Source organism: Streptococcus mitis (assembly GCF_002860865.1).
Lineage (GTDB): Bacteria > Bacillota > Bacilli > Lactobacillales > Streptococcaceae > Streptococcus > Streptococcus mitis_AT.
This window is the reverse complement of record NZ_PKIE01000002.1, coordinates 97,598-109,987: the sequence shown is the minus strand read 5'-3', so window position 1 is coordinate 109,987 and position 12,390 is coordinate 97,598. Positions and strand designations below refer to the sequence as shown.

The following is a 12,390-nucleotide window of genomic DNA, read 5'->3' as shown; positions in this document are numbered from 1 at the left end:
CTTTGGCAGATATTACTATCTCAAAAGAGATTAAATCAATTATTGAAGAATTGGATGTTTCGTATTCGAAATATGAAATGGCTACTAATAGGTACAATTCTATTGCTAATTATATCAAAAATTCAGAACTTATTAAAAACAGCCCAGATATATACTTACAAGGATCGTTTAAGTTGGGAACAGTAATCAAGCCATTAACAGAAGATGGAGCTTTTGATATTGATATAGTTTGTAACTTTACAAAGTTAAGAAGAAACGACCAATCTCAACATTCATTGAAAAATAATCTTGGGGAAATTGTTAAAAGTTACGCTAAGGCCCAGTCAATGTCCAGTGGTCCAGAGGAAAGCAAACGCTGTTGGACATTAAAATATGTTGATGAAAGCAATTTTCATATAGACATACTGCCGTCAGTCCCTTTAAACGAAAAGAATGATGGGTTTATAGCAATCACAGATAAAACTCATGAAAACTATTTTAAAATTACTTCTAATTGGGAAACAAGTAATCCCAAAGAGTACGCTAAGTGGTTTCGAGATATTTCAAAATTCTCTACATATCAAAAAGAAGTTGCTAAAAGATTTTATGCATCTATTGAAAAAGTTCCTGAATATAGAGTTAGAACACCCTTGCAAAGGATTGTTCAAATATTGAAAAGACGTGCTGAGGTTTGTTTTGAAAAAGATATTGAATATAAACCAAGCTCTATAATCATCACTACATTAGTAGCAAAGCAATATCAGTGTGCCAGTACAAATTATAGTGATTTTTTAGATATTATAAACTATGTTATTGAACACTTGAAGGATGCTATTGAATTTAGAAATGGGAAACCTTGTGTATATAATCCTGTAAATAAGGAAGAAATTCTATCTAATAAATGGGACAAAGATAGTAGTTATTTTGAAGCATTTGAAAAATGGTTGGAACAACTTAAATTAGACTTTAATGTAGGAAATTATAATTTATCTTATTTAGATAAAATAAAATTTATAAGGAATAGCTTATTTAAGAGTAATGGCGAACAATTCCCAATTGTTAACGTCAATTCTATAAGTCATCATCAAAATTCAAAATGGAAAGAGTTTTTGATAGAAGATGTATCAATAAAGGCAAGTTATTTATATAAAGGATTTAGGTGGAAAAAGATTGAAAGCGGAACAAAACTGAATAAACGTGGTAGTCTTAAATTTGAAGTACAGGCTAATAGTATACAAGGGTATGAAATTTGGTGGCAGGTGACAAATACAGGCAGGGAAGCTGAATTAGCAAATTCTTTACGTGGGGGATTCTATAATTCTGAGTTAGTAGAAGGTAAAAGAGTTAGAAAAGAAAATACCCTTTACACTGGGAGGCATTATATTGAAGCATATCTAGTCAAGAATGGAAATTGTTATGGGAAAAGTATTCCGTTTGAGATTATTATAACCGATAAATTTTCAATAGATTTTGCACATTGATGGAGATTAACTGGTAAGTTGTTTATTTGATATTTCCCTTCCTTCAATCAAATTAATTCTAAATTTTGAATTAAAAAATGTCGGATTTTGTTGATAATCGATATAAAGATAATCTAAAATTACTTGAAATCCATCTTTATATAACTAAAAGTTTTTAATTGTATTTAATAACCTATGGTTGTGGATGTCAACAATTTTCTACAAAAATTTAAAATAATTTTTTGAGATCACATATGGAATTCTCAGAACGCTTGAAAACACTAAGGAAACAAGTAAAACTAACACAAGCTCAAATAGATGGAAAACTAAATATTTCCCAACAGGTATATGCTTCATGGGAACGTGGATTAAGAAACAACACAGGAAAATCTTGTTAAGATTGCACAAGTATTGGATGTTACAGTTGACTATTTAGTTGGAAACTCATAAGAAAAATCAAATGAATTAGACAACATTGAATTACTTTTCCGTATGAACTTAAAAGGATTGACTGAAAAGAAAAGGAAGTATTTAAGAAAGAGTTGATTGAGTTTATGGAAGAACGAAAAAAGATTTTGGAAGAAAATAAAAAACTGTAAATGTAATCGTCTAATAGAATATTTAAACTGAAATAACATATTTATTTTATAAAGGAGCTATATTAATGTATACGGCAATAATAGATTTTAATGAGTTCGATGAGATATGGGATACATGGGGAACGGCCTTTGATTTACCTAACGGAGCATGCTTCAAATTTTGGAGATGTACTTTAAAGTTCATATATACTAAGGAAATTAAGTATTTGCAAGTCATTTCAGATCAAAAGCAAAACATTGAAGAGTGCTTAACTATTTTGTCATTTTTTACTAATATACCTCTTGTTATAAGAAGTATATCAAAATACAATGGAGTTTTACCAGAGATAAAACAACAAGATAAGATGTCTCAATGGCTAACAAAATTGCAAATAATTGAAAATAGTTTAAATAGAAAGAAAAATAGAAAAAAACGTCAACTTATATTAGATTTAATGAGAATGTATAGTATTGGTTTGCAACATGAATACAGAGAATATATTGAAGATGAATTTTTGATGTGTTTCAAACCAATTGAGATAATTGCTAAACTAGTGATAGAAAGAGAAAGATTATTCTATAAAACTAAACACCAACAACGTAAAGTTCAAACACAATCATTTTTAAATAATTTATTAACTGATTCACTATCAACAGAATTAGATATAGATTCTATAGATAATTTATCTGGAGATCTTATAAACTCTTTAGATAGGTTTCTTAAAGGTCGAAATTATACAAGGATATTACTAGCATGGAATCAACTAAAAATAAAAATAGCTGGAAATTATGAATTTCTGAATCCGAAGATTAAAACAAAATTTTTTGAAATTAATAGTAGAATAATTCATGAATTAGTCGATATTAGAAATAGTATAGCACACGGGAAAATTTGTGAAATTTCAGAAAATAATATTAGTTATGTTCATTTTTTATCATGTCAGTTTATATCATTGTATGTGTTAGAGAAACCTTATGCTGAATTTTATTTACCTACAAAAAAATTTGGGAGTAAGTTTTAGAAAGAACTATTCTACAGTATTTAAAATCTGACTTTAAGTAAATTTTTTATTATGTGACTATTAGTCCGTCTCACTCCGCTAGGTGCGAGACAAAAAAGAGGCTGAGATAAAAAGATTTTGATTTTAGGAATTCTTTATTATAAATTTTTAAAATCGATAGATTAGACAAAAAAAGCGAACAAGACAGAATTATGAATGTCAGATAACTCGTTTTGTTCGCTTTTTATATTTAAGGTTAGACTTTTGTCCCAGCCTCGTACTGACCCCAAAAAGTTAGACAGAAAAAATCTAACTTTTGGGGTTAGTACAAAAGCGTTTTTATTGTATAAAGAATATCAAATAGTTTGAGGGTTTTACTTGTCGCTGTATTTCTTCACAATCCTTTTTGTAATACTCCTGCTTTGTTCCTGAAATATCTACAGTGAATACGTCATCCTTGAAGGTATAATTCTCTTTTCGGTTTATGATATTAGAGCCAGTCAGTTCGATTGTTGCACTATCTTTATCAATTGTAAAGATGTCGGCCTCTCCTTTGTGCTATTTCCTTTGTTACCTGAAATGGTAAAGGCAACTTCATTTCTACTCTCGTTTATTCAACGGTATTCACCATCTAAAGAATTGCTTGATTGGTTAGAACATGCAATTAATAAAATTGTAGATAGAGACACTAAAAGTAATGTGATAAATCTTTTCATTTACATACTTTTTATTTCTATATTATATTAAAAAAGAAACATTACATAAGTAAGACAGTAATTTTTTAGGTTGATCTATTTCTTTCGGGAAAATCATTATTTTTCGGAAACCTAAGTATAATAGTTACACTTTTATGAGTTTGTAGATTTAATGCAGATAACATATGTTTGTTATGATATAATAAAGGTACTGGTTTCTCAGACTTATAGATAGTAGTTTTTGTTTTTCATGAATACTCATTTAATATCAGTAGCAAATAAATAGTTCTTTAGGGGGATAGTAAAGTATGAAGGGCATTTTATTTTATAAATTATTAGTAGTGCTATCATTTTGTTTAAGAGAAATTTCCAAGTTATTTTTCTTTATTCTTGGAATTGTAATACATCCGATAAAAAATATTTCGATTTGGATGATAGTGTTATTATCAGGCTTAATGATGGGAAATATCTCGATTCAATTAACTGGTAAAGACATGTTTTTGATGTCAGCTGGTCTAGTATCAATAATGATATTTATATCAAATTTTCTAGAGAAACAGACAGTTGATATAGATAATAAAGATAATTTCTATTTAGGTTATAATATTAAAAAATTAAAATTCCATGATAATTTCTGGTTAAAAAGATTTAATGAACTTCCTGTTAGCCTTCTATTTTGGCTAATAGCTGGTTTTCCAATAATTGTTATCTGTTCAAAGTTAGAATTCAATATCGAAATATTTAATAAAGTATTTAAGAGTATGAATGAAAACATCGAATATATCAAAGTGATTTGGCTTTCTGCGTTTGTAGTTATTTCAACTTATTGTACGGCGCTTTTGATAGAGTCAGTAGCATTATCAAGTAAAACCTTTTCACAAAGTTATTTATATAAAACTACTAATTTATATGAAAAAATAAAAATAGGAGCAGAAATTGAACAGTCTTTTAAAAAACTATTCAATAACATTTTTAGTTTTAAAACTATAGTAGGATTAGAGGATGACTTACAATTTAAAATTGAAAGAGGGATTGATTACATTATAAATAGAGGTACAGATGTCAGTTCAAATGAAGAAGAATTACATAAGTTCTATAATCTTGCATTTCATTGTGAATCAGAAAAAATAGACATTTTAATAAAAAGAATAAAGAAGTATTGTGAAACTGAAGAAAATAAAAAAATAAGGTATATTATTCATGCTATTTTACTTAAAAGAAATCTAGACATTATTTACTGGTATTATATACACAAGTGGAGTATCTTAAATCGTTTAAAGGTAATGCCTACAGAAATTATAAATCTTGCAATAATAGATTTATGGAAATTGCTTGATATAGAAAATGACTTTTATAGGAGTAAAGATTATCAAGATATATTTTGGCAAATCTGTAATAGAGATATAAAAAGTGTTCGATTGTCACGACCATATAGTAAATTAAATCGAGATAATACAAAAAGAAATTATTGTATTTATAGGATATATTTAGTAATGCTAGAAAAAGTAGAAGATATTAACTTCTTAAATCAGTTGAAAAATCCTAAAGATATAATGGATTTCTTGAATGTTTTTAATGAGATTGATAAAGAAGGAGGAAATAGCAAATATTTTTCATCTATTTTTTCAATTCTTTTTTTAAAGACTATTGATAGGAAGTATAAGGATAACGATTTTATTGATTTATTCTCAAAAATGATGAGTGATGAGCACATGCCAGTATATCTCATGAACGAACGGGTTAATCATAGTAAAAATATTTTATTGAGTGGAGGATATAGCCAAGATTTGATCGATGATAATGCTATAGAATATCTTTTGATGTTTATGAAATTAGAGGATATTATTTTAGTATTGATTTTCTGTCTAGCCCATTCAGAACGGTCTAATAAAGAAGTAATGAAGATTGAAGAATTTAAAATATGGAAAAAATCTATTCATAGACAATATATGAAAGAAAACATTGAAGATTTAAGAGAATCAGAATTTTTATGTGAGTTATGTGAAGGTTCAATGGTGTCTCATTTTATTTCTGAAGAATTTATTAAATGGATGTGGGAGTCAATATTTAAACCATTTGATGAAAATTTGTATGAAGAATTTATGAAGCTTGGTGAAGATGGGACTAGAAGTAATTTCAGCTTAGATAGATATTTTGTTGTCAGATTGCTATTATGTAGTTATGACAATAGATTGGCTTTGCTTTATGGTTTTAAAGAAGATAATAAACATAAAATTGAAAAAGAATTAAGCAGTATTAAAGTGATCTTAGAAAATGAAAATATCAATTTGTTTTAAGGGAATATTGAAGTGAAGTAAAATGATGGAGAATAGATAGTGAGAGGAGAGATTTGTTATTTGAGATTAATTAATGCATTATAGGATGCATATTTCCCTTTTTCAATATTGTTTTATAGAGAAAATAAGCTAGCACAAACCCTATTTCAGTAGAAAATGAAGGAAATATTTCCATGATAAAACGCATAATATCAAGTTTCTTCAATACCTGATATTATGCGTTTTTTAGGATTTTAAAGCCTGATTGCTTAGTCTCTGTTTCATTATAGTTCCGTTTGATTCCTAGCTTTATTAATTCTATGGAGTTTCATCATCTTGAGTAATAATATTGTTTTCAGAAGTTATAAATTATATTTTATCCTTCAAGTGTCAGTGTTCTAAATTCCTTATATCTTGTTAGGATTTGGGTAGAATCATTGATAACAGACTGTTACAAATCTACTTAACTGTATGATTTATGATTATCTACTATTCTAGTAACCAATCTATGATATTTTTTTTCTCAATACCATTATAATTGGCTGTTGGCTGAATCGTATCCATTGTTAATAGATATTTTGGGAATTGATCTTTAATAGCTTCTAGTGGTCTAAGTTCTCTTTCTAGTGTTTCTGGAGCAAGTGTTGTTTCACTGACTTGATAATAAGCGTAGTGACCAAGATCAGTTACAACAACAAAATCAACCTCATATTTATCTAAATTACCAACATATACTTGTGAATATCTACGTCTCAATTCCAAATAGACAATATTTTCCAAGATATGGCCAATATCTTCTTTGTGGTCTGGCAATAAGAGGTGTCGTAAACCTAAATCAACGGGATAATATTTTTCTAAGCGTTGCAATAATGCTCTACCTTTTACATCAAAACGTGGAACGGAATAAAAAAGCAAACTATCTGTCAAAGTCGTCAAATAATTTTCCAAAGTATTATGGGAGATTGAAACGTTTTGGCTGACCAGGGTATTGCGAATCTTATTTGTTGATATTAAGCTACCTGTACTACTGAGAAGGGTTCGAACAATGCGCTCAATAATAGTAGGATTTGGATTTCCCAATCTAGTGACAATATCATTTAACAGTATTGAGTTATATATTCCTCTTAGATAATCAATTTTTTCAGCGTAAGATGATGTTTGCAATAAGTAAGGGAAAGCACTAAAGAGATAATTGTTAAAAATTTCTGTTGTATTCAGATTCTCTGAGAGAGATTGGCCTGATAGGTATTCTTCAAATGACAAAGGAAGAACCTCTATCTCAACATACCGACCAGTCAAATTTGTAGCTAATTGGCTGCTCATAAAGTAGGCGTTTGATCCAGTCAAATAGAGGTCTACATTTGGTAAGATGAATAGACTATCTGCTACCAGTTCAAATTTTTCAACATGTTGAATTTCATCTAAAAAGATATAGTATGTTTTCTCCTCAACTAACCGCTCTTTTATATAAGCGAATAATGTTTGAAAATTTCGCAATTCATAATAACTCAGATCTTCAAAATTGATGGATATAATCTGATTTTCGTCTACCCCAGTTGCTAGTAACTCCTCTTTATAGAGTTGAAAGAGAACAGATTTACCAGCTCGTCTAACTCCGCTCACAACTTTGATGATTTGGCGGTCACGATGCCTTCTTAAAAAGTCTAAATAATGTGGTCTTTTAATATAGTTCATAATAGATACCTCAAAGATAGTATAATACAAATAGACGTTATTTTCAAATATTTAGAAATAATATTTAATTTGTTCGATTATTTCTAAATGTTTGAAAATAATATTTTTGTGCAATCAAAAAATAGTCCATTTTGGTATGGCATGATAGTAAATCTTGTGAGGTTTTGTAGCAAGTATTCAAATAAAAAGCGCATACTATCAGGAATAAAAAGCTTGATAGTATACGTTTTATCCTAGAAATATTTACTGTATGTTTTTCTCAAACTGACTTTTTAAGAAGTTACCTTATCAGCAATTTCAAATAAGTTTATGGAGTTATCTTTGGAAAAACTGTAGAATTTCAAAAATTACTACAGACCTTGAATTTTACTTATCATTTCAATGATTTAGATTGCTTACATTTTATTTTGATATGTTTTACGGTAATCTCCAGGAGAAAGTCCAGTCCTTTGTTTAAAAATTTTAGTAAAGTAAGAATAATTATCATACCCTACTTGACAGGATACTTGTGATATCGAGATATTTGTTTGAGATAGGAGAGATTTAGCAGCATTAATGCGCTTATCCGTTATATATTTAACAAGAGTTTCTCCAGTTTCTTTTTTAAAAATTCTAGCTAAATGATCTGCGCTGAGATAAACCATATCTGCTAATATAGAACGATTTATATCTTCATAGTAGTGATGATCTATGTATTCGACGATGCGTTGAATACTATTTTTTTGGTTTTCAATGTTTGTTGCAAATTTCTTAGCATGTGACCAGTAATAATCAAAGTAATCCTGAAAAGATTCAATTGAATGAAAGCGTCGTTGGAATAAGAAATCATGAGTGCTGTTTTGGAATAATTTATGTGCCGAGATTCCATTTTGATCTAGATATATTCCTATTTGTTGAGTCCAATCTAGTAAAATTTGTTGTAGTGTGAAAGTAGGAATTTGAGAATTATAAGCAAGTGAATTAATTTTTTCTCTTAATTCGTATTCACTTAAGGTATCTAAAAAAGTAATTGAAAGAGTTTCTGTTTTAAAGGAAGTTGGAAAACTATGTGGAACACATGTAATAGTATTCCAATAAGAAACATATTGTTCATTATAAGTGTAGAGTTCTTTGGTATGAAATAAAATATCGGATATTTTATGGCAACTCTTATATATAATGTTTGAGTATTTACTAAAGTTATTAGAAATTTGAGAATGAATCTCATATGCCAATTTGTCACTACGTTTGGATGAGTCTACTCTAAAGAGACAAACATATTGATCAACCTGGCTTTCCATTTTGAATAGACTTATCAGCTTATAAGAAGGTTGTGAAATTCTTTGAAGTTCTCTTTTTAGTTGAGAAGTCCATGATGGAGTTTCTGCAGAATAATCTTCTTCATTAAGATTGATTGTTAAAACTGCAAGAAAAAAATACTGGTGTTTTTGAAGAATAAAATCTTGTTTGCTTGCTATTATTTCTAGCTCATCAATGCGAGAAATTTGAGGTTTTCTAAGGTAATCATACCAGAAATTATCTTCTATTTGTAAAAGCGAATCATTTTTTCCATTTAAGTTATGATTCTCAATTTTACTAATGGCTTTTTGAATAATAAATTCTAATTTTTCAAAGTTAATGGGTTTTAGATAGTATTCGAAGCTTTGCAATTCAATTGCTTTTTGAGCATAGTTGAAGTCGGCGTAATTGGTTAAAAAAATTGTTTTTATATCATATTTTTCATTTCTAATCCACGATAAGAGTTCGAGGCCACTACCTTGAGGCATTTCTATATCGCTTATCATGAGATCAATAGGATTCTCTCTAATAATATTTTGAGCTTGAGTGAGGCTATAGGCAACATAAACAGTGTCAATGTGTAGTTTAGCCCAATTTATTTTCTCTCGTAAAGCTTCAATGATAAAACGATCGTCATCAACTAATAAGATGTTCATTATAACCTCCATCTATAATCTTGTATGGAATAAGTAAAAGAATTTTAGCCCCACCTTCTTCATTATTTTCAAATGCAATACTATAGTCATTAGGATAGAGAAGATTTAAACGTTCGATGGTGTTTGTGATCCCAATATGATGTCCATCTTCTGTTATTAGAGACTGTTTCTGATTTAGTTTTGATAAAATTTCTTCAGAGAAACCTGGACCATTATCCTCGATACAAATCTGAATATAATCTGAGTTCTCAGTTTTTACTTTTTTTATTGATAGCAAAATTGTAAATAAATCCTGAAATGAAAAACCATGTTTGATTGTATTTTCAATAAATGTTTGTAAAAGTAACGATGGAACAAGAGTATTTTGTAGCTCAGAATTGTAGTCTAGTGAAAAGTAGATACTATTTCCATATCGAATTCGTTGTATTTCTAAATAATCTTTAATATGCTGAACTTCATCTTTAAGTTCTGAAAAATCTTGATTAGCCATAAATAAATGACGGAGATAATTTGAAGTTAGGATAGTTAACTCTTCAATTTCCTTGTAGTTTTTTGTTTGAAGCATACTATGAATCATTGATAACATATTTAAGTAGAAATGTGGACGGATTTGGTTCTTTAGATAATTAAGTTCAATCTTCTTAAGTTCTAGTTGTGAATGGTATTCCCTTATTTTTAATTCTTGCATGTCAAATATTACTTTATTAAGTTTATCATTTGCCTTATCAATTTCTAGTATACCTTCAGATATAAAAAATTCAGAAGGGGGGATGGAGTCCCCGAGTTGAGAGAGTCGTTCAGTGAGTCTTGTTATAGGTTTAATCATCCACTGACGAATATACAGGATAATGATGATTGATAAAATTGTGATAATGATAGGAACGGCTGATAAAAATACTTCTAAGAGTGTGATATTTCTAAAGACTTCGGCATAATCGACTAAAACATAAATATCGAAAGGTAAATGCGTTTTTTCATTTTGGGCATGAATTAGGTAATTAGCGGACGGTATATTGTTAGGCTCTTTTAGGGAGAGTTTGCCATTATTACCAATATTAAGTTTATTGAGAGGTTTTAGGATATCTTCTGAAGATATGACGGCATAAATGATTTTTCCTTCGTAATGAACAGATTTAACTAAGTATTCACTGTTTTTAGTAGTTACATTTTTCCATTTACGGTCACTTATATCACTACGCAATGATTTTAGATTTGATTTTAACAGTAGATAATCTTCATATGGAATATAAAGATTGGAGACATTTATAAAATGATCAGTACTATCGGTTTCTAATAAGAATGTCATATGAGTTTCATTTTGATATTCAAACTCTGTAAAGCTAGTTTGAACTTTTTTAAGATTTTCTTGATACTCAAGAAACGTTTGTACATGATTTAATTTCTCTAAAGATTCATTATGCGTTATTGTTGAGTACATAAAGCGTTCTACAGAATGTAATTTTTCATTAACAGAGTCAGCATAAATTTCAATTGAACTACGTAGGTGTACTATATTTTGGTTTTTAATAAAATTTCTGGTTATGTTACTCATAGCAATATTGATTAAAATATTTATCAATAGTAGTACAAGTAGGAGTTTAAAGAAAAAATGAATGGAATGTTTTTTTGATAAGTCGTGATTTAATTTCATATACTATTCTCCTACTAAAATTATAGCACTTTGAAAATACGATATCATGTAACAAAACAGATATGTTTTATCAAGATGTCGGAAAAGTAATAGTTTTTAAAATTAAAAAACTGAAAAATTGATAAACCTAGTCCAAAAAGTTCTATTAAGGGAATTCTATATGGTGTAAAATAATCGTAGAAAATCAGATGGGAGGAAAAACATGAAAGTAGCATCTCAACTTCATAAAATAAAATTAAAGCATAGTATTCCGTTATATATATTACTTTTTCCTTCAATATTGCTATTAATTTTATTTTCCTATATTCCCATGTTGGGACTAATTATTGCATTTAAAGACTATTCACCAGCCAATGGTATCTTTGCTAGTCAGTGGGTAGGATTTAAGTACTTTACTCAATTTTTCTCATCATTCCAATTCGGGACAACTATGTTCAATACATTAAAAATTTCACTTTATAGTATTGTAGTAGGATTCCCCTTACCTATTATACTAGCTATAATCAGTAATCAGTTAAGAGTTGGGAAATTTAGAAAAATATTTCAAGTGACAACCTACTTACCCCATTTTATCTCTACAATGGTTATGTGTGGGATGATTATCTTATTTTTATCTCCTACTAGTGGTTTGTTAGCGAATGTATTTAAGTCTGTTGGAATTACTATTCCAGATCTTTTATCAAAACCTAGTCATTTTGCAGGTGTTTATGTTTGGAGCGATGTATGGCAACATATTGGTTGGGATAGTATTATTTATCTAGCAGCGCTTTCTGCAATTGATCCTACATATTATGAGGCTGCAACTATGGATGGTGCCTCTAGGTTACAAAAAATTCGGCATATAGAATTACCATTGCTTTTGCCGACTGCTATGATTCTATTAATATTAAGAGCAGGTAGTTTATTAAGTGTAGGTTTTGAGAAAGTGTTACTACTACAGAATCCTCTTAATTTAGCAGGAAGTGAGATAATTTCGACCTATGTTTATAAAGTTGGTATGGTGAACTTTCAGTATAGTTATTCGACAGCTATAGGGTTATTTAACACCGTAGTCAATCTAATAATTTTGTTATCTGTTAACTGGTTCTCAAAAAGATATACTAGAACGGGTCTTTTTTAAA

General features: G+C 28.8%; 7 protein-coding genes and 2 pseudogenes. 5 read left to right on the top strand and 4 right to left on the bottom strand.

Annotated elements, in window-relative coordinates:
- Positions 1–2 precede the first annotated feature (2 nt).
- From CYK18_RS04920 to CYK18_RS04910, 3 genes and pseudogenes are all read left to right on the top strand, one after another.
- The gene (locus CYK18_RS04920; RefSeq protein WP_101785431.1) at positions 3–1,460 is read left to right on the top strand and encodes a nucleotidyltransferase; all 1,458 of its coding nucleotides are present in this window, start codon (positions 3–5) and stop codon (positions 1,458–1,460) included.
- 233 nt (positions 1,461–1,693) lie between these two features.
- Positions 1,694–2,038: pseudogene (locus CYK18_RS04915) on the top strand (helix-turn-helix domain-containing protein).
- A 65-nt stretch (positions 2,039–2,103) separates the two neighbouring features.
- Entirely contained in the window at positions 2,104–3,039 is a 936-nt protein-coding gene (locus CYK18_RS04910; protein ID WP_101785429.1) for a hypothetical protein, read from the top strand.
- A gap of 318 nt (positions 3,040–3,357) precedes the next feature.
- On the opposite strand, the pseudogene CYK18_RS11240 reads toward CYK18_RS04910, so the two are convergent.
- Positions 3,358–3,734 (bottom strand): annotated as a pseudogene (locus CYK18_RS11240) (hypothetical protein).
- Between the two features lie 287 nt (positions 3,735–4,021).
- On the opposite strand from CYK18_RS11240, the gene CYK18_RS04895 reads away from it, so the two are divergent.
- A complete protein-coding gene (locus tag CYK18_RS04895; RefSeq protein WP_101785427.1) occupies positions 4,022–6,010 on the top strand; it encodes a hypothetical protein in 1,989 nt (662 codons plus the stop codon).
- Positions 6,011–6,478: 468 nt separating this feature from the next.
- On the opposite strand, the gene CYK18_RS04890 is transcribed toward CYK18_RS04895, so the two are convergent.
- The 3 genes from CYK18_RS04890 to CYK18_RS04880 all read right to left on the bottom strand — a co-directional run bounded on the left by CYK18_RS04890 (position 6,479) and on the right by CYK18_RS04880 (position 11,269).
- The gene (locus CYK18_RS04890) at positions 6,479–7,684 is read right to left on the bottom strand and encodes an ATP-binding protein (RefSeq protein ID WP_101785425.1); all 1,206 of its coding nucleotides are present in this window, start codon (positions 7,682–7,684) and stop codon (positions 6,479–6,481) included.
- A 395-nt stretch (positions 7,685–8,079) separates the two neighbouring features.
- A complete protein-coding gene (locus CYK18_RS04885; protein ID WP_101785423.1) occupies positions 8,080–9,618 on the bottom strand; it encodes a response regulator transcription factor in 1,539 nt (512 codons plus the stop codon).
- Positions 9,599–11,269 carry a sensor histidine kinase gene (locus tag CYK18_RS04880; RefSeq protein ID WP_000773065.1) on the bottom strand — a complete coding sequence of 557 codons (1,671 nt, stop codon included), beginning with the start codon at positions 11,267–11,269 and terminating at the stop codon, positions 9,599–9,601. The genes CYK18_RS04885 and CYK18_RS04880 overlap by 20 nt, the downstream gene beginning before the upstream one ends.
- A gap of 202 nt (positions 11,270–11,471) precedes the next feature.
- On the opposite strand from CYK18_RS04880, the gene CYK18_RS04875 reads away from it, so the two are divergent.
- Complete coding sequence (locus CYK18_RS04875) at positions 11,472–12,389, top strand: ABC transporter permease (RefSeq protein WP_000861543.1); 918 nt, start codon at positions 11,472–11,474, stop codon at positions 12,387–12,389.
- Position 12,390 lies beyond the last annotated feature (1 nt).